Annotated in this window: 16 protein-coding genes and 2 pseudogenes; 11 read left to right on the forward strand and 7 right to left on the reverse strand. The window is 46.1% G+C overall.

Features of this window, described 5'->3' with window-relative positions; genetic code table 11:
* Positions 1-29 precede the first annotated feature (29 nt).
* From DFP79_RS17430 to DFP79_RS17450, 5 genes are all read right to left on the reverse strand, one after another.
* A complete protein-coding gene (locus DFP79_RS17430; RefSeq protein ID WP_133505219.1) occupies positions 30-1358 on the reverse strand; it encodes an NAD(P)/FAD-dependent oxidoreductase in 1329 nt (442 codons plus the stop codon).
* Entirely contained in the window at positions 1358-2377 is a 1020-nt protein-coding gene (locus tag DFP79_RS17435; RefSeq protein ID WP_133505220.1) for a M14 family metallopeptidase, read from the reverse strand. The genes DFP79_RS17430 and DFP79_RS17435 overlap by 1 nt, the downstream gene beginning before the upstream one ends.
* 265 nt (positions 2378-2642) lie before the next feature.
* Positions 2643-3137, reverse strand: coding sequence for an Lrp/AsnC family transcriptional regulator (locus DFP79_RS17440; RefSeq protein ID WP_133505221.1), 495 nt, complete (start codon positions 3135-3137; stop codon positions 2643-2645).
* A 211-nt stretch (positions 3138-3348) separates the two neighbouring features.
* The gene (locus tag DFP79_RS17445) at positions 3349-4728 is read right to left on the reverse strand and encodes an aspartate aminotransferase family protein (RefSeq protein ID WP_133505222.1); all 1380 of its coding nucleotides are present in this window, start codon (positions 4726-4728) and stop codon (positions 3349-3351) included.
* Positions 4729-4949: 221 nt separating this feature from the next.
* A complete protein-coding gene (locus DFP79_RS17450; protein ID WP_133505223.1) occupies positions 4950-5606 on the reverse strand; it encodes a helix-turn-helix domain-containing protein in 657 nt (218 codons plus the stop codon).
* A gap of 234 nt (positions 5607-5840) precedes the next feature.
* Here DFP79_RS17450 and glnT point away from each other — a divergent pair, with 234 nt between their 5' ends.
* The 4 genes from glnT (at position 5841) to DFP79_RS17470 (ending at position 10298) form a co-directional block, all read left to right on the forward strand.
* Positions 5841-7175 (forward strand): type III glutamate--ammonia ligase, encoded by a 1335-nt coding sequence (glnT, locus tag DFP79_RS17455; protein WP_133505224.1) that lies wholly within the window; start codon positions 5841-5843, stop codon positions 7173-7175.
* Between the two features lie 149 nt (positions 7176-7324).
* On the forward strand, positions 7325-8224 hold the full coding sequence (locus DFP79_RS17460) for a class II glutamine amidotransferase (protein WP_133505225.1): 900 nt from the start codon (positions 7325-7327) through the stop codon (positions 8222-8224).
* 42 nt (positions 8225-8266) lie between these two features.
* Positions 8267-8950 (forward strand): GltB/FmdC/FwdC-like GXGXG domain-containing protein, encoded by a 684-nt coding sequence (locus DFP79_RS17465; RefSeq protein WP_133505226.1) that lies wholly within the window; start codon positions 8267-8269, stop codon positions 8948-8950.
* A gap of 22 nt (positions 8951-8972) precedes the next feature.
* Positions 8973-10298 (forward strand): FMN-binding glutamate synthase family protein, encoded by a 1326-nt coding sequence (locus DFP79_RS17470; RefSeq protein WP_133505227.1) that lies wholly within the window; start codon positions 8973-8975, stop codon positions 10296-10298.
* A 163-nt stretch (positions 10299-10461) separates the two neighbouring features.
* Here the strand turns inward: DFP79_RS17470 and DFP79_RS17475 are convergent.
* Together DFP79_RS17475 and DFP79_RS17480 are read right to left on the reverse strand one after the other, a co-directional pair.
* Positions 10462-10665, reverse strand: a pseudogene (locus tag DFP79_RS17475) (transposase); the annotation flags it as partial.
* A gap of 174 nt (positions 10666-10839) precedes the next feature.
* Entirely contained in the window at positions 10840-11751 is a 912-nt protein-coding gene (locus DFP79_RS17480; protein ID WP_133505228.1) for a LysR family transcriptional regulator, read from the reverse strand.
* 119 nt (positions 11752-11870) lie between these two features.
* Between DFP79_RS17480 and DFP79_RS17485 the strand changes: the two genes are divergently transcribed.
* The 7 genes and pseudogenes from DFP79_RS17485 to DFP79_RS18115 all read left to right on the forward strand — a co-directional run.
* A complete protein-coding gene (locus DFP79_RS17485; RefSeq protein WP_133505229.1) occupies positions 11871-12356 on the forward strand; it encodes a hypothetical protein in 486 nt (161 codons plus the stop codon).
* Positions 12349-12912, forward strand: coding sequence for a peroxidase-related enzyme (locus tag DFP79_RS17490; protein WP_133505230.1), 564 nt, complete (start codon positions 12349-12351; stop codon positions 12910-12912). Before DFP79_RS17485 ends, DFP79_RS17490 begins: the two co-directional genes overlap by 8 nt.
* A gap of 11 nt (positions 12913-12923) precedes the next feature.
* Positions 12924-14438: a flavin-containing monooxygenase gene (locus tag DFP79_RS17495; protein WP_133505231.1), complete on the forward strand. Its 1515-nt coding sequence runs from the start codon at positions 12924-12926 to the stop codon at positions 14436-14438.
* The gene (locus tag DFP79_RS17500) at positions 14425-15396 is read left to right on the forward strand and encodes a Bug family tripartite tricarboxylate transporter substrate binding protein (RefSeq protein WP_133505232.1); all 972 of its coding nucleotides are present in this window, start codon (positions 14425-14427) and stop codon (positions 15394-15396) included. Before DFP79_RS17495 ends, DFP79_RS17500 begins: the two co-directional genes overlap by 14 nt.
* Before the next feature lie 72 nt (positions 15397-15468).
* Complete coding sequence (locus tag DFP79_RS17505; RefSeq protein ID WP_166637737.1) at positions 15469-15942, forward strand: tripartite tricarboxylate transporter TctB family protein; 474 nt, start codon at positions 15469-15471, stop codon at positions 15940-15942.
* A gap of 75 nt (positions 15943-16017) precedes the next feature.
* Complete coding sequence (locus DFP79_RS17510) at positions 16018-17445, forward strand: tripartite tricarboxylate transporter permease (protein WP_243730308.1); 1428 nt, start codon at positions 16018-16020, stop codon at positions 17443-17445.
* A gap of 210 nt (positions 17446-17655) precedes the next feature.
* Positions 17656-17790: pseudogene (locus DFP79_RS18115) on the forward strand (IS5/IS1182 family transposase); the annotation flags it as partial.
* Positions 17791-17941: the final 151 nt, after the last annotated feature.

The following is a 17941-nucleotide window of genomic DNA, read 5'->3' on the forward strand; positions in this document are numbered from 1 at the left end:
ATTCACGAATTTTCAGAGTGCGACGCGAGTTAAAACTCTGATACTTTCCCCCACGCACTTTTATTTAATCTATCCAATCGGTATTGCTGGTGGTTAACGAACGTTTCTTTCCCTGATATCAGTTCACTGATTAAACGGCCGACCCCTGGCCCAATTCCAAACCCATGGCCTGAAAAACCTGCCGCCAGAGTAAACCCTTGAATGTTGTTTGATTGGTCGATGACCGGAACACCGTCAGGCGTGCTGTCGATGTAACCTGCCCACGAGGCTTGAACAGGAATGGTGCCAAGTTCAGGGAGCATTTGCCGTGCTCTTCTTAGCGTTTCGTTTATCAACTTTTGGGATGGTTTAGGATCAAGAATACGATTTTTTTCCATTGGTGTGGGACGATCCAGTAGCCATTGTGACCTTGATTCATGTCCAGACAGCCAACCTTGTAAATCACCGGGGGAAAGCACTTTCCAGCGTTTCGCAAACATGGGTAAGAAACTGGGTGCAAAACGTATTTGTTGTGGTGTTACATCCACATTGGCGGTTCCAGATATTGCGAGTGTATAGCCGCCATCTCCACGTTTTGTGATCGATATTTCTGAGGTATGCATGGCGTCTGGAATGTTTTGTGCGCCCGGCATAATAGACAAAATGGAAGAGCGAACAGCGGATTGAGGGAATCGAATGCCTAATTGCTTACAAAATGATGAAGCCCACGCTCCACCAGCCATAATGACTTGCTTGGTTTTGATCGTGCCTTTTTCTGTAATCACGCCCGTTACTTTATTCGCCGCGGTTTCAATTCCCCGTGCTGCGCAAAATTGGTGAATACGACACTGGTATTTTTCACTTGCGCCTTTTGCGATTAAAGGCGCTGCTTTTGCAGGATCTGCGATACCATCTGACGGTGAAAATACACCGCCTTTCCACGGTTTGTGAGTTGCTTTTCCGCGTTCATTTGCTTCGCTGGTGGACAACATATGCGTGATGACGCCTTCTCCTTTGGCGAAGTCTCTCCAACGGTTCCAGCCATCGAGTTCTGCTTCGTTGTCGGATAGATAAAGTAGGCCGCAGCGTCTGAATCCAAGATCCATATCGATGTCTTTTGCAATTTCTTCCCATAACGCCAAACTTTGGGTGGCAAGCGGGAGCTCTCGTGCATCGCGATTTTGTTGACGACACCAGCCCCAGTTTCGGCTTGATTGCTCTGCACCAATGCGTCCTTTTTCAACGAGAGCAACGGTCATTCCTTCTTTTGCTAGAAAGTAGGCGGTGCAGACTCCAATAATGCCTCCTCCAATTACCACCGCATCGGCTTCGTTTGTCCATTCCTGTGTTGATGGAATGCTTAGTAAGGGTGCAGGCATTAGTGAATCCCTCTTTCTTGTGATTCATGATTTCCTTTATCAGTACTGTCTTGAAGCTGACCTAAACGTACAACGGTGACACCAGGCCTCAGTTGCCGTAACGAAGGCATTACTAAGACGCAGTTGGGATAAGGGGTGGAGATCGTTCTTCCATCCTGTACCGCAATTGCGGAGCCTTGTTCTTTGAACAGCTCCAAGCCAAGATACAGATCATTAAATTCGAAATTCATCGTCTCTGCCACAATCGGTTCTGTCACTTGAACGACTTTCTGGTCTGCGCAATATATGGGCTGATACCAGCTTTGTGGTAAATCAGATTGCTCTATTATGTTTAGTGCAAGCAAAAATCGTGCGGATGAATCGCGTGCAACTTCTACTGAAATGGCTTCCCAGTGTTGGCCGCACTCGATGAGCAGGGCATTTTTAGGGCTGTCAGGGTTACCAAAATCTGCGTAATCTCGCATACGGCAACCTTCGGGATGGCCTTCGTCGCGAATAATCCATTCTGGAACCCGCTGAGATTTTACGAACTCAAGTCCTTTGTTCAGAGGGCCACAGACACCAAGTGGGGCACAACGCTCATGCATCGAATGTATATCGAGCAGGTAATCCACGTCGTCAATAATGGGTCGAAGCGCTCTTGCGCGGCGAATTTCGGATGAATCGAGGGCTGGGTTATCCAAAATTTCTTTTGTCCAAACTCGGTTTAAATCTTGGTCGACAAAGCGAGATGAATCCGGAGTGGTAGGGTCAAATTGAAAATAGGCGTCAACGTTTGCAAAAGCGAGAGTGAGTTTTCCGCGCCGTGGCGTTATTCCAAGTTCAAGTAACTCCTTTACCGCGATCGCGCCGCAAACTTCGTTTCCGTGGGTGATCGAGTTGATCATGACGTGTGGGCCTGAAACACCGCTGTCAAAATGGTACAGGTAAGGAATGCCAATATTCCCTTCTGCAAACTGAGATAGGTCTGGGAATTCGATTTCTATAGGGTAACTTGGCAGTGGTCGTGTGCTAGACATGATAACGGTACTCTCCATTCTTACTCGTCCACAAATCACGTGATGTGTGGCAAACCTTTAAAGCAGAGCTGATTGTGTAAGGCTCTAAGGATTATTTTAAGAACAAGAGACAGGTGAGTTGGTGGTATTTTATATGCCCGACAACGTAAATTGGTGTTTTCGAGCAAGAAACCAGCAGCTTATGCCGTTATGAAAGGCTTGATGTCGGTTGGGATTTAAGAAAGAGTACAACAAGAAGAGGAACAATAAGAAGAGTCACGTATTTTTACTCAGTCGGTTCAAAAAGGTTTTCGATAGGGTAATACTGTTTTACGACAGGAGACTTAATGACAATGTAACTGAAATACTTATCGATGAAGGTATTTTGGTCAAGCAGTTCTTCCATTACGGTTTGATAATGAACAACATTTCGAGTTAGAAAAACCAACTGGTAGTCGAACCCTCCGCTGACCAAATGGCACTCTTGTACTTCATCAATCTTGCGAATACAGGCTTCGAATTTCGCGAAATGATCGGGTCTATGATCGGTTAAGGTGATTTGAGTAAAGACGCGCTGGACGGTTCCAAGCTTTTCGAGCTCTATATGTGCGCCGTAGTTTGTAATGTAGCCTGCTTTTTCCAATCGTTTTACGCGCGTTAAGCACGGGCTTGGTGACAGCCCAACTGCATCGGCTAAATGAACATTTGAGATGCGACCGTTTTTTTGTAAATGACTGAGGATGCGGACATCAATACGGTCTAATTTCGGGGAATCGATCATTAAAAACTCCTTTTTACTTAGAGAGTTGCGTATCTCTTTATAATAATTGTATACACTTCGATAGTATCAGGAAGTTTTTAAGTCGTCATCCAAGACATTTGACTCTTTTTTCAATATTTACGAACCACCCCCAAAGGGTTATTGAGGTTTTTGGGGGTGGTGCGAGCACTGCTCATTTAAACTCACATGTTGGTGAACGTTTGCGACTAAGTTAAGACTGCAATGAGGCTTTTACGTCTGGCTGCGCTAATACGTCGTCGAGCGTCTTTCTAACTCTTTCGAAAAGCAATTCAAAATCGTGTTGGCTGAAACACAGGGCAGGAGCGAACCCTAGAATCCCATCTGAAAAGCTTCTGAAAATGACGCCATTTTTATACGCCGCCTCAGAGATTCTTTCAGGAAGTTTTAGGTTCGGATCGAATTGTGATTTAGTGTGTTTGTTAGATACGAGTTCTAACGCGCCGAGTAATCCGCGACTACGAGCATCACCAACCAATGGGTGGGACAGCAGTGATTGCAAACCTTTTTCGAAGATGGGAGTCACTTTTTGTGCGTTTTCAAGAAGCCCACCTTCTTCATATAGGCGTATCACTTCCAAGGCTATTGCAGCGCTAACGGGATGAGCCGAATAGGTATACCCATGACCAACAGGCGCAGTTTCGGTCTCGTCTCCAGCAAGAGTTTGATAAATGCGGTCACTCATCATGACCGCTCCCATAGGTGCATAGCCCGCTGTAAGGCCTTTCGCCATGGTCATTAAATCAGGGTTTACGTTTTCTGCATCTGAGGCAAACATGGTTCCTGTTCTACCAAACCCCGTGATAACTTCGTCGACAACAAATAGGATTCCAAGTTCGTTACAGCACTCCTGCATCGCTTTTAACCATCCGTTTGGTGGGACGATAACGCCACCAGAGCCAATGATAGGTTCGCAGAAAAATGCGGCAACATTGTCTTCGCCAAGCTCGCTCACTTTGTTTTTCAGCGCAGCAACCGATTCTGTGATAACGGCGTCGGCATCGTCGCCGTGGGGTAATCTGTAGGAATACGGACAAGGGATCTTATGTTGATTGGGCAATGGCAAGTCGAAGTTTCTATGAAAAACAGGAAGGGCGGTTAATCCAGCGCCTTGAGAGGAAGAGCCATGATAGCCTCGTTCGATGCTAATAAATTGCTTTTTATTTGGTTTTCCCAAAGAGTTGAAGTAGTGAACGATAAAGCGAATTGCCGAATCCACTGCGTCAGACCCGCCTAAGCTGAAAAATACGTGTTGCAACGAGCTGGGTGTTATCTCAACCAGTTTAGCGGCTAGCTTGATTGCGGGTTCCGACGCGAAATGAAAATAACCGGTTGCGTAGGGTAGGGTGCGCATTTGCTCTTGGGCTGCATTGACTATACTTTCGTGGCCGTAACCTGTATTTACACACCATAAGCCTGAAAATGCATCTAATAAGGTGTTGTCATCAATGTCTGTTAGATAGGCGCCATTCCCTGATTTAAAAATGGTTGCGCCACGTTTTTCATGAGCACGATAGTTAATAACAGGATGAATATAATGCTGTTTGTCTAACTCGATCAGATCGTCTTGCATGTAAAGTCCACCGAATGAATAAAATGCGAGAAGTAGAAATGTTTAATTTCTTACGTTAAATGAATGCGCTTTGCTTGAGCGTACTGTCGATAACGATAGTAGCGTGGGAAGGTCGGTGGATTATGTCGAGTGTGAACAAACGAATTTAGGGAATATAGCGAATTTAGAACCAAGACGAAATATTATTTCGTCTTGGTTTCTCCGCGCAACTTGAGTCAACCTTACTTATCGCTTGATTCATGAATAATCACGGACAGTATTTTGATTGGCACGACCTCCAATGCTTCGGGTCCATGGGGGATATCAGAATTAAAGGACAGGGAATCGCCGGGTTTCATTTCGTATAGATGGTTGCCGTGGCGATATTGAAGTTGCCCTTCCAATACATGAATAAACTCGTAACCGGGGTGTGAAAATGTAGGGAACACCTCACTGGCATCGTCCATGGTAATGAGAAACGGCTCGTAAACTTGTTTTTCTCCCCGGTTATAGCTGAGCAATTGGTACGTGTGCCCTTTATCTGTGCCTCGGCGAATGACTTCCATACCTTGTCCGGCTTTTGTGAGCTGAGCACCGCCTTCAGGTCGATCGTAATCGGCAAACAATTGAGAGATGGATAAACCAATTGCATCGCACAGTCGGTTTAGAGTATCCAAGCTTGTCGATACTTGCGCATTTTCGATTTTACTGACCATTCCTTGGCTAATTTGGGCGATTTTAGCCACATCCGCAATTTTTAGATCGAGCGCGACTCTTCGCTTTTTTACTTGCAGAGCAATGTAACTTTCGAGCTTAAGTTTGGGCGAACTTTGCTTTTCACGGCTGATTTCGCCCTCTTTTAGTGCTTGAGCATGGCGGGACGGTGCATTTTTATCCATGTGTCTGAACCTTTTCAGATCGTCAGTGGGTGTCAGTTTACGTTTCGATGCTGAAATTACAGCATAAAAATCAGATTCTTACACCAAAGAGAATAAAAAATTCCCTTTAGGAAAGGACATGGCAAAAATTTTGCTTTCCCAATAATAAATAAATATTCCTGTCAGGAATTATAGTTTTGTAGTAGATTTGAATTAATCGACGTTCAGAACGTCATAAATATCGGGAGAGTAGCAATGCAACCAGATACCGTTGAAAGCTTTATCGAAGACAACAAGATTAAGTATTTACTCGCGCAATTTGTTGATATTCACGGCGTTGCGAAAACGAAATCAGTGCCTGCAACAAAAATATTTGATGTTGTAGAAAATGGAGCTGGTTTTGCGGGGTTTGCAACAAATGGACTTGGACTTGAACCTCACGGTCCTGATTTTATGGCGCGTGGAGATCTATCGACATTGACCATTGTTCCATGGCAACCGGGCTATGCGCGTATTGCGTGTGACGGTTATGTCGACAACAATCCTCATCCATATTGCTCACGTGTTGTATTGAAAAACCAACTTACCAGATTGTCAAAAAAGGGTTGGTCTTTGATGACAGGGCTTGAGCCTGAATTCTATTTATTTAAAAAAGGCGAGAACGGTGCGCTTCTTCCAGTCGACGGTTCCGATACGTTGGCGAAGCCATGTTATGACTATAAAGGCTTATCTCGTTCGCGTACTTTCTTAGAGCGCTTGGTGGAATCTCTTCAAGCGGTCGATTTTGATGTTTATCAGATCGACCATGAAGACGCCAACGGCCAATTCGAAATAAATTACACCTATGGCGATGCGTTAGAATCGGCTGACCGATTTACCTTTGTACGAATGGCAGCTGGCGAGATCGCCAACGACATGGACATGATTTGTTCCTTTATGCCTAAACCCGCTGCTGACAAAACGGGTAACGGTATGCATTTTCATCTGTCGATAACAGACGAATCCGGTAAGAACTTGTTCAATGACGATTCGGATGTTAACGGCATGGGATTGTCGAAAATGGCGTATCACTTTACGGCCGGTATCTTAGCGCATGCAAAAGCCATTTGTGCGTTTGCAGCCCCAAGTGTTAACTCTTACAAACGATTGGTTGTGGGCGGAAATGATTCTGGAGCGACATGGGCACCTGCCTACGTTTGTTACGGCGATAATAATCGTTCTGCCTTGGTTCGAGTCCCTTACGGTCGTCTTGAATTCCGTTTGCCTGATTCTGGTTGTAACCCTTACCTTGTCCACGCTGCTTTGATTGCCGCAGGAATGGATGGCATCGAACGCCAGCTAGAGCCGGGCGACCCAATGAACATCAACCTGTATGCGCTTTCATTGGACGAAATCATTGAAAAGAACATCGAAATTTTGCCACAAAATCTAAACGAAGCATTGGATGCATTAGAAGCAGATTCGATCTTTATTGAGCAGATGGGTGAAGAGATCGTTTCTGAATTTATCAAGGTGAAACGTCAGGAATGGAATGAATATTCTCGCCATGTTTCTGATTGGGAAACGGCTCGATACGCAGAATTTTTCTAATCAATGTTGCTTGAGAGGCTGTTTTTTTATAGCGCTCAAGTGACGTTAATAAATCCGGAAAAGGCGTTTTTCATAGAACTTATTGAGAGTTTGTTCGTGAATTACGCCTTTATCGAATAACTGAATGAGTACATTTTAGAGGTTTAATTATGTGTGGAATTGTCGGCCTTTACTTAAAAAACGACGCACTTGAAAGCAAACTGGGCGAGTTGTTTGAGCCGATGCTGATCTCAATGACAGATCGAGGTCCTGACAGCGCTGGATTTGCCATTTACGGCGATGAAGTGGGAGAAGGTTGGTTAAAGCTGACTCTTCGTCATCCTGATGAATCTTTCGATTGGGCAGGATTGACTGATCAAATGGCGACAGCACTGCAGTGCAGCGCGGATTGGATGAATAACGCCAACGTTGCCGTTCTTAAGATTCAGGCGGATGAAACCTCGGTACGTGAATGGTTGAGTACTCATTATGAAGATGTATTGATCTTAAGTGCGGGCAGTTCAATAGAAATTTTAAAAGAAGTAGGGCTTCCTGAAAACATCAGCTCTAAGTTCAGCTTAAGCGGTATGAAAGGAACGCACATAATCGGTCATACGCGCATGGCGACGGAATCTGCCGTCACAATGGAAGGTAGCCACCCGTTCTCAACTGGATCCGATCTTTGCCTTGTTCATAATGGCTCTCTTTCAAATCACAACCGTCTGCGTGAAAACCTTAAACGTGAAGGCATTACATTTGAGACAGAAAACGACTCTGAAGTGGCAGCAGGCTACTTAACATGGCGTTTGAACGAAGGCGATACTTTGAAAAACGCACTGGAAAGTGCGCTTAAAGATCTTGATGGATTCTTCACCTTTACCATTGGTACTAAAAATGGTTTTGCCGTAATGCGCGACCCGATTGCTTGTAAACCAGCTGTTTTAGCAGAAACCGACGACTACGTTGCAATGGCTTCAGAGTATCAAGCGCTTGCTTCTCTGCCGGGCATTGAAAACGCAAAAGTCTGGGAGCCAGAACCGGCGACCTTTTACATCTGGGAACGTCACTAAGCGCTAATCTGGGCAGGCTTTTAGAGGAATTTGGAGAACATAATGAATACGTTTGATCTATCTACAAACACAGTCACCGAACTGAATCATGCGTTACACGCACAAAAAGATAAAATGACTCAAGCTGAATGGGTTGTCACTAATCCGAAAGGTTCGCATAACTTAGCCGTTGGCCTAGACAGCGAACTGGCGGTCGACATCCACGGACACGCTGGCTATTTTTGTGCGGGAATGAATAAAACAGCGAGCATTACGGTACACGGTAACGTCGGTCAAGGCGTTGCAGAAAACATGATGTCTGGTGTGGTTCGAGTAAAAGGCGATGCGTCTCAAGCGGCGGGTGCAACTGCGCACGGCGGTATGTTGATCGTTGAAGGCAATGCCGGTGCCCGTTGTGGTATTTCAATGAAAGGAGTGGACATTGTCGTAAAAGGCAACGTTGGGCATATGAGTTGCTTTATGGGGCAATCCGGTAGCTTAGTCGTGTGCGGTGATGCTGGTGAAGCGCTGGGTGATTCGCTTTACGAAGTGCATATTTACGTAAAAGGCGAAGTAAAATCACTTGGTGCTGATTGCGTTCAAAAAGAGATGCGCGAAGAACACATAGCGGAGCTTACTGCATTATTGGCAAAGGCAGGCGTTGAAGAAGACCCTGCGAGCTTTAAACGTTATGGCTCTGCACGCGAGCTGTATACTTTTAAAGTCGACAATGCATCTGCCTACTAACTTGTTGAAAGAGATTTTGATTATGAGTAACGATACACACAACCCTAATTTACGCGAATCAGCGACTTTTGACCGCTCAACAATGGCAGAGATCCGTCGCGCAGCGGAAACCGGTATTTATGATATTCGAGGATTTGGCGCGAAGCGTAAACTTCCTCATTTTGACGACCTACTTTTCTTGGGAGCAAGTATGTCTCGTTACCCATTAGAAGGGTATCGTGAGACTTGTAATACCTCTGTTACATTAGGTGATCGTTTCGCTAAAAAACCTATAAAATTGGACATACCTGTCACGATTGCGGGAATGAGTTTTGGTGCTTTGTCTGCAAATGCTAAAGAAGCGCTAGGTCGCGGCGCATCAATGGCAGGTACGTCTACCACTACAGGTGACGGTGGGATGACACCAGAAGAGCGTGGGCAGTCTAAAAAATTGGTTTATCAATATCTGCCTTCTCGCTACGGAATGAACCCAGATGATTTGCGTAAAGCCGATGCGATTGAAATTGTACTGGGCCAGGGCGCTAAGCCTGGCGGCGGCGGCATGTTGCTAGGGCAAAAAATTACGGATCGTGTTGCACAGATGCGTAACTTACCAAAAGGGATTGATCAGCGTTCTGCATGTCGTCACCCTGATTGGACAGGTCCTGATGACTTGGCGATTAAAATTTTAGAACTGCGTGAAATCACCGATTGGCAAGTGCCAATTTACATCAAAGTAGGCGCAACACGTACTTACTATGATGTGAAACTTGCGGTTAAAGCGGGTGCAGACGTTATCGTTGTAGACGGTATGCAAGGCGGCACAGCAGCGACACAAGATGTCTTTATCGAACACGTAGGTATTCCTACATTGGCGGCCATTCCGCAAGCAGTACAAGCTCTGCAAGAAATGGGCATGCATCGAAAAGTACAGCTTATAGTTTCAGGTGGTATTCGAAATGGTGCTGATGTCGCTAAGTGTATGGCATTGGGTGCGGATGCTGTCGCAATTGGTACAGCAGCGTTGGTTGCATTAGGGTGTAATGATCCTAAGTGGGACGACGAATTCAAGAAGATTGGATCCGCTGCAGGCTATTACGACGACTATCAGGAGGGTAAAGACCCTGCGGGTATTTCGACGCAAGATCCCGAGTTAATGAAACGTCTCGACCCAGTGGACGCGGGTCGTCGTTTAGCGAATTACCTCCGAGTGCTTACTCTTGAGGCGCAAACATTAGCTCGAGCATGCGGTAAAAACGATCTTCGCAACCTGGAACCAGAAGACCTAGTGGCATTAACTGTAGAGTCTGCTGCTATGGCTCGCGTCCCCCTTGCGGGCACAACCTGGGTACCAGGACAAAAGTTCTAACTCCCACTTTTGGATATGTGAGGAAGTCATCCTTTCATATCCTGCCACATATGTTTACCCAAATTTTACCACGCTTAACGGCGTGGTTTTTTTTGCCTTATTTTTTGTTTCACATTTCCATGGTCTTTCTAAGCAATACCTGAATGAAGGCAGAGATTTGACGTTGTTGCATGCAGTGAATGCGGAACATGGTTGATAGCGGATAAGGTCTTCTGCCATTCTCTGGTTTAGGATAAAACGGCTCAATAACCGCTTCTAGTTGATCCCAAGGCATCAACTTATTCATGCGAGAAAGGAAAATCTCCTTACGTGTTTTACGGCGTTTGTTGTTGAACTCGCTGGCGGCAAAAGTGAGTGGGTGTGACATGGTTGAGGCTCTAAGACGTAAAGCGCGATTATTGCATGGCTAGGACTTGTTCGCATGTTCCTTAACATGGTCCAACTATGCTTAGTGGATGTATATGAAAGAAAACACGAAAAAAAATCAAAAAAGGATAATATTCTTAACAAAAACATCATCTTTGAAACCACATTCCTTAAGTTATAAAACTTGTTCAGAGACTTTTTTAGACGCCTCGAGAAAGCCTTTTCTCAATATATCAACAAAAGAAATATCATCCTGTCCAACACGACGAAATAGACCCCATTCGTAAGGAATTTCTTGTTCAGTGGGGACGACTTTGATTCCGTGAAGGCCGATGCCATATACCGAAACAGGATCGACAATCGCGATTCCGAGCCCTTCGCGCGCTGCTAAAATTGCATTAAGCGAATTATTGGTAGTCAGAACCTCATTCGCTATGACGCCTTTGTCATTAAGAACCATGTCGATTTTGTGGCGTATACGATAGCTATTGGCGAGCGTTAAAAGCCGACGTTCAGAAAATTGTTCAAAAGACACCATATCCAATGGGTCATCCTGCGGCAAAACAGCAACCAATCGCGATGTGGATATGGCTAAACACTCCAAGCCAGCGTGGGATAATGGTAAAGCACAAACGCCATAATCAACCGCACCTGATTGCAAAGACTGAGATAAATGTTCGGCGTCTAATGTCATAAGAGAGACTATCGCCGGAAGTTCATTAGCCATCAACGAAAGCATGGTTGGGACAAGGCCGGCAGCCATCGTAGGCGTTGCGGCAATCGTGAGAGAACGTACTTGTGTGTCGCGTATTGCAGCTGCTCTGTCTGCGAGCTGTTCGTAACCGGTTAAGAGTCGTTGAGCTTCTTCAAAAAATCGCAAACCTTTAGGGGTTGGGGAAATTCGAGGTCCATTGCGTTCAAACACAGGAAAGCCAATCGCTGCTTCCAAATCACGAATTACACGAGTAATAACAGGCTGTCCGATGCCTAATTGTTTTGCAGCACCTGTCATGGAGCCCGATGCCATAACGGCGACAAAAGCTTGAATACCACGAATATCTGGCATCTCATTATTCTTATGTGACATAATTATCTACTTATGATCTATTAGATGCATAATATATTAAATGCATAAAAGGATACCCACAATCCATTCTAGTCATATTGCGCATCAATATGAAGGCGCGAATTACAAAGAGAAGTTAAATGATCGATACTTCAGACACAATAGGTATAAACGCGGAGCTCGCGCCCAATAATTTGGTTCGAATTGGGCGTATGTTTCGACCTGAATTTATAGAGGGTGCAAAAGACTGCCGATACGCGGTACTTACGCCCAATGATCCCCTTGATTTATTACATGATTTGCGTGTCGCAGTCGCGCGCAGGATTACGAAAACCGCCGCAAACCCTGACAGCCAGCTTAAGGGATACCCTATTCCTACGGATGAGAGCTTGAAGGCATTTTCTGCCGGAGAAATTTGCACAGATCCAAAGTTGGCGGTACTTGCAGCGCATGTGGATATGATCGCATCAGAGCCCTCCAAAGCATCGGCACAGCACTTGTCAGATCTTCAAACTGTTGGTTTTTCTGTGCCTCAGATCATCGCTCTGTCGGAACTTTGTGCCTATGTGTGCTTTCAAATCCGCTTAGTTCATGGGCTGTCACTTTTGGAGACGCATCATGAATAAAATCATCAAAATCAGACTAAAGCCTTTAACATGGTCTCCCTATTTGCCTCCGGTTGAGCTAGCAGATGCAACCGAAGAGCAACTAGCCGCGATGAAAGTAACACCATCGGCATCAAAGGTATCACCCTATGTGCTAACACTTGCTCATGATCCTGAAAGCTATGTGGCACGAACAAAACTGTTTAACGCCATCATGTATGCTGAAGGTGGTCTGCCTAGAGAAGACCGCGAGCTTGGCGCGCTTGCTGCGTCATTGGCTAACGGATGCCGTTACTGCGCAAATGTTCATGCACGCCAACATGCACGATTAACCAATTCTACCGATGTCACTTCCGCGCTCTTTGCGGGACGTACTGATACATTGTCTAAACGCGATAGCGGAATTCTCGCTTTTGCCACAGCTCTAACCGCAACGCCGCCTCAAGCCAACCACTCACACATTGATGCGCTCACTGAGGCAGGCATGGATAAGCTCGAAATCATCGACCTTATCCATGCCATAGCAATCTTCGGCTGGGCCAATCGACTTATGCATCCCCTCGGACACTCCAATTAAAAGGCACTTATATGACAAATAATCCTGACGGTATCGCCACACTCAATAAACAGATCGCTAAAGATTTAACGCTTTTGGAGCTGCCTTCGAAGTCGTGGGTCGAACAAAAATATCATAATGGCCAGCACGTTTGGGATGTGATTTTTGTTGGTGCGGGGATGTGTGGTCTTGCTGGTGCTGCGAAACTCAAGCTGGCAGGTGTGGACAATATAGTGCTGTACGATACAGCGCCAAAAGGACTAGAAGGACCATGGGAAACCTTTGCACGAATGGAGACCTTGCGCTCACCAAAAACGCTCGCGGGACCTAGTCTTGGCATTCCTTCTCTGACCTTTCGTGCGTGGTATGAGGCACAATGGGGAGAAGATGGATTTGAGGCGCTGACGCTCGCCCCAAAAAATGTTTGGATGGACTATCTACGGTGGTATCGCGAAGTTTTATCTCTACCAGTTGTCAATGAAACTCGTGTTTTTGATGTTCAGGACGCGGGGGAAAATATCATAGCAGTGAGCATCGAAGACAACAAAGGCCGTCGTATCCAATACTGCCGTCACCTCGTTTTAGCGACTGGGCGCTCTGGACTTGGCGGCGGTGCAGTTCCTGCCTTTTTGAAAAAGGTCGATCACCAATATTGGTCGCATAGTGCTGATCACATTGATTTTTCCACATTAATAAACAAGCGTGTGGTTGTTATTGGAGCTGGCGCGTCAGCAATGGACAATGCTGCGACAGCGCTTGAAGCGGGTGCGGCGCATGTCGATATGTTGATCCGCCGCAAAGAGATGCCGCGCATCAACAAGATGACAGGCATTAGCTCGCAAGGCGTTGTGAATGGCATGCGTTTCTTGCCAGACGAGTGGAAATACAAATACTTTGCCTATGTAAACGAACAGCAAGTTCCACCACCACGTCCATCCACATTGCGCGTCACAGAGCACGAAAATGCCCGTATATTTTTGGGCTGCCCTGTAGAAGATGTGGTCGAAATAGACGGTCAGATTGCCGTCAAAACGCCGCTTCATACCTTTGAGGCAGATTTTCTGATAGCCGCCACTGGCTTTCGTAATGATTTTACAGGGCGAGCAGAATTTTCGGCCTTTTCCGAGCACATTCGCACTTGGAAAGACGGCGTTTACGATCCATCGATGGGCAAGCCTCTTTCGGGCATGTTGGATGCACCCTATCTGGGCGACACCTTCGAATTTCTAGAAAAGCAGCAAGGATGTTGCCCGATGTTGTCACGAATCCATTGCTTCAATGATGCTGCAATGCTGTCCCACGGCAAGCTGTCTGGCGACATTCCAGCCATTTCTTCAGGCGCAGATCGACTCATGCGCGGCGTTGTCGCTGCATTGTTTGCAAGTGACGCTGAGATCTATTTTGAACGCCTTCAAGCGTACAATAGCCCTGAACTTGAGGGCGACGAGTGGGAAGACGCAAGCAAAAAGCTGCTTCCCAGAAAAGACCGCAAAAGTGGCTCAAATGCTTCAACCATAGCAAAAGGAAACTTACATGACCAAACCTAGATTTTCACTTTCATTAATCGCAGCTATTGGCCTTACGGTGCTAAGTTCGACCGCTGCCATAGCCCAAAATTACCCAGACCATGCCATAGACGTAATAGTGGCATTTAATCCCGGCGGCGGCACAGATGTTGCTGCTCGAACAATCGAGCCTTACATCGAGAAATACCTTGGCGAAGATCTGGTAATCATCAACAAACCTGGAGCAGGGGGCGAAGTTGGTTTCTCATTGCTCGCGACAGGAAAAAAAGATGGTTATACGATGGGCTTCATCAACTTGCCTGCCATGTACAGCTATTCTTACGAACGCGACACAGCCTATTCCCCTAAAAGCTTCACTGGTGTTGCCAACCTTGTATATGATCCAGGTGTGATCGTTGTGCGCTCCGACAGCACATTAAAAACTCTACAAGATCTGGTCGATTACGGCACAAAAAATCCAGGCGCTTTGCCAATCGGTACATCCGGTTCGATTGGTTCATCAGAACATATTGCCATCCTTGGTGTTGAAGCGGCAACAGGCGCCAAATTCAACCACGTACCATTCGGCGCAACAGCACCTTTGCGAACAGCACTTTTGGGTGGCCATATTCAGGTCGCAGCTTTTAACCTGTCTGAAGCTACTGAGTATGTTAAAGATGGTTCAATGCGTCTACTCGGTGTCATGAGTGATAAGCGCAATGCAATGTCGCCGGACACACCGACATTCCGTGAGCAAGGCGTAGATGTTATCTCTGGTTCTTCGCGTGGCCTTGCAGTTTCGGCAGGAACAGACCCTAAAGTGGTTGCGATCTTGTCAGCAGCGGTTGAAAAAGCGGTTAATGATCCGGAATATCTTGCCAAAGCGAAAGCAGCTGGTGTTCCAGTGCACTATATCGGTGGTGCGGATTACGATGTGTTCCTTTCCCAAGTTAGCGCATCTTTAGATGCAGCTTGGGCGGCAACGCCTTGGAGTAAATAAGCCACAAGGCTTTCAATGGGTCACAGTGCAGAGCGCTGTGACCCTATTAGATTCCACATTAGGAGCAACTCTATGAGCTTTCGTATAGCCGAATGTTCCGCCGCAGCGGGCATGATTTTATTGGTAATTATCGGATGGTTTCAAATCAGTGATCTGCCTACGGACGCACGCATGTTCCCAGCAGCGCTGCTCTTGATCATCGGTATATTATCCACGGCTTTGCTCGTTCGCGGCATTATAGGCAAAGCGGCACATTTTCTTAACGATGAAGCAAAACAATGGCGATTTGCGATTTCAGGCAAACGTATGTTCATCGGGTTTGCAATGCTGGCGCTGTATTTTTTGACCTTACCCTACCTTGGTTTTTTCACTACTTCGTTCATCTTGATCATCGGCATAGCCAAGGGCGCTGGATATCATAAACCCATACCTCTTATCTGCTCGGCACTCGGGTTCTGCATTTTTGTGTATGCGATTTTTGTGGCGCTCTTTGAACGGCCTCTACCTGAAGAGTTCTTTGTAACGCTTCTCTCGACCTCTTTTTAAGGACATATGATGGAAACGCTTCAAGCTATTTTTCACGCTCTTCCTGCTGTTCTTGCATGGCACAATGTTCTGGCTATGGTCGTTGGCACCCTTGCCGGAATGGTAGTCGGATCACTTCCAGGCCTGACCGCGACGATGGCGATTGCGGTATTAATCCCACTGACATTCTCAATGTCACCTCTTGTGGCGCTAGGGATTATGGCTGGCATATACAACGGTGCTATGTATGGTGGCGCCGTACCGGCTATTTTGCTCAATGTACCGGGCACTCCACCCTCCATTGTGACAACTTTCGATGGCTACCCATTGGCTAAACAGGGCCGTGCAGCTCTAGCACTTAAAGTGGCCTGTTGGTCCTCTGCGATCGGTGGAGCGCTCAGTGCGATTTCATTAATGGCGCTCGCACCACCATTAGTCTTGGTCACCTTACTCTTTGGACCTTCGGAGTATTTTTGGCTTGGGATCTTGGGCATGTCGTCCATCGCAATACTACTTGGAAAAGATCCGATCAAAGGCTTGATTGCTGCTGCAATTGGCTTGCTTCTTGGGACGGTTGGATCGGATGTTGTCACGGGACAACAGCGTTTTACATTCGGCCGACTCGAGCTTATCGACGGCATTAACCTACTGGTTATTCTAACAGGACTCTATGCAATCCCGCCGGCCATTCGAATGATTGAAAAACGATACAGCGAAAATACAGAACGAATCGAAATCAAAGGTCATCCTGACGATGGATTCTTTAAAAATTTCAAGTACTTATTGCCTACATGGTTGCGCTCATCCCTGATCGGTATTGGTGTCGGTATATTACCTGCGACAGGTGGGTCGATGGCGGCTTTTCTCGCTTACAATGAAGTTCGCCGGACAGCCAAGAACCCAGAACTTTTTGGAAAAGGTGATATTCGCGGCGTCGCAGCTGCGGAAACCGGCAACAACTCGGACAACTCTGCCGCAATGATCCCCGCCTTGGTTCTAGGAGTACCAGGAAGTGGCGTTTCTGCAGTGATACTCGCAGGTCTTTTGGTACATGGCTTACAGCCTGGTCCGCAATTATTCCGCGATACACCGGACATTGTTTACGGCTTTATGTGGCAGATGCTCTTTACTTCTTTCATGCTCTTTGCACTGGGTGGAAATATTGCGACACGTCTATTTTCTCAAGTAATGCGCTTACCACAAGTGATCCTTGCGCCAATGATCATGTGCCTGACACTCGTTGGGATTTATGCACTATCCAATGACATGTTCAATGTATGGATTATGTTCGGAATGGGTATAGTTGGCTATATTCTCAATCGTCTGGACTTCCCACTTGCACCGATTGTCTTGGGTCTCGTTCTTGGAAACATGATTGAACAAAACCTGCGACTGACAATGTTGATCCATCAAGGTGATCTCACAGCACTTATTGCATCTCCGCTTTCTAAAGTGCTTTTTGGTCTATGTCTGATATTGTGCGTCGTACCAATTTTTCGCCGTCTACGCAGAGCAAAGTCTTAGTTGAGCAATTGTGGCCAGCTTCATGTTGGCCCACTCTTGTTTTTCAAACCCTAGGAAACATGCGATCAAGTAGAGCTGCATGCCTTAACATTCTGAAAAGCCCAATATCAGTCAGTAATTTGGGTGGTTTATCACTTTTCTAAGGAACCTCTGAAAAAAGACGAACTTATGGCATGATTCTCTTTATTTCTTTCGACTTGGAACAATACCATGGATCAACTCAGCTTTTCCGATGCCGAACATAACTGCAAGCGTAAACAAACAAAACGCGAACGCTTTCTTTTAGAAATGGATAAGGTGATTCCTTGGAAACGCTTAGAAGGGTTGATCTCGCCTCATTACCCAAATTTTACCACGCTTAACGGCGTGGTTTTTTTTGCCTTATTTTTTGTTTCACATTTCCATGGTCTTTTTAAGCAATACCTGAATGAAGGCAGAGATTTGTCGTTTTAGTGCTTGTTTAAGAATGTGCCGACGAGTACGTTAATCTTGATAC

Source organism: Marinomonas balearica (assembly GCF_004362145.1).
In the GTDB taxonomy this organism is placed as follows: domain Bacteria; phylum Pseudomonadota; class Gammaproteobacteria; order Pseudomonadales; family Marinomonadaceae; genus Marinomonas; species Marinomonas balearica.

Excerpts from the sequence above, each read along its gene's own strand:
- DFP79_RS17445 (WP_133505222.1), bottom strand. The coding sequence starts at position 4,728 with ATGCAAGACGATCTGATCGAGTTAGACAAACAGCATTATATTCATCCT.
- DFP79_RS17500 (WP_133505232.1), top strand. The coding sequence starts at position 14,425 with ATGACCAAACCTAGATTTTCACTTTCATTAATCGCAGCTATTGGCCTT.
- DFP79_RS17450 (WP_133505223.1), bottom strand. The coding sequence starts at position 5,606 with ATGGATAAAAATGCACCGTCCCGCCATGCTCAAGCACTAAAAGAGGGC.
- DFP79_RS17485 (WP_133505229.1), top strand. The coding sequence starts at position 11,871 with ATGATCGATACTTCAGACACAATAGGTATAAACGCGGAGCTCGCGCCC.
- DFP79_RS17510 (WP_243730308.1), top strand. The coding sequence starts at position 16,018 with ATGGTCGTTGGCACCCTTGCCGGAATGGTAGTCGGATCACTTCCAGGC.
- DFP79_RS17480 (WP_133505228.1), bottom strand. The coding sequence starts at position 11,751 with ATGTCACATAAGAATAATGAGATGCCAGATATTCGTGGTATTCAAGCT.
- glnT (WP_133505224.1), top strand. The coding sequence starts at position 5,841 with ATGCAACCAGATACCGTTGAAAGCTTTATCGAAGACAACAAGATTAAG.
- DFP79_RS17435 (WP_133505220.1), bottom strand. The coding sequence starts at position 2,377 with ATGTCTAGCACACGACCACTGCCAAGTTACCCTATAGAAATCGAATTC.
- DFP79_RS17470 (WP_133505227.1), top strand. The coding sequence starts at position 8,973 with ATGAGTAACGATACACACAACCCTAATTTACGCGAATCAGCGACTTTT.
- DFP79_RS17460 (WP_133505225.1), top strand. The coding sequence starts at position 7,325 with ATGTGTGGAATTGTCGGCCTTTACTTAAAAAACGACGCACTTGAAAGC.
- DFP79_RS17505 (WP_166637737.1), top strand. The coding sequence starts at position 15,469 with ATGAGCTTTCGTATAGCCGAATGTTCCGCCGCAGCGGGCATGATTTTA.
- DFP79_RS17440 (WP_133505221.1), bottom strand. The coding sequence starts at position 3,137 with ATGATCGATTCCCCGAAATTAGACCGTATTGATGTCCGCATCCTCAGT.
- DFP79_RS17430 (WP_133505219.1), bottom strand. The coding sequence starts at position 1,358 with ATGCCTGCACCCTTACTAAGCATTCCATCAACACAGGAATGGACAAAC.
- DFP79_RS17495 (WP_133505231.1), top strand. The coding sequence starts at position 12,924 with ATGACAAATAATCCTGACGGTATCGCCACACTCAATAAACAGATCGCT.
- DFP79_RS17465 (WP_133505226.1), top strand. The coding sequence starts at position 8,267 with ATGAATACGTTTGATCTATCTACAAACACAGTCACCGAACTGAATCAT.
- DFP79_RS17490 (WP_133505230.1), top strand. The coding sequence starts at position 12,349 with ATGAATAAAATCATCAAAATCAGACTAAAGCCTTTAACATGGTCTCCC.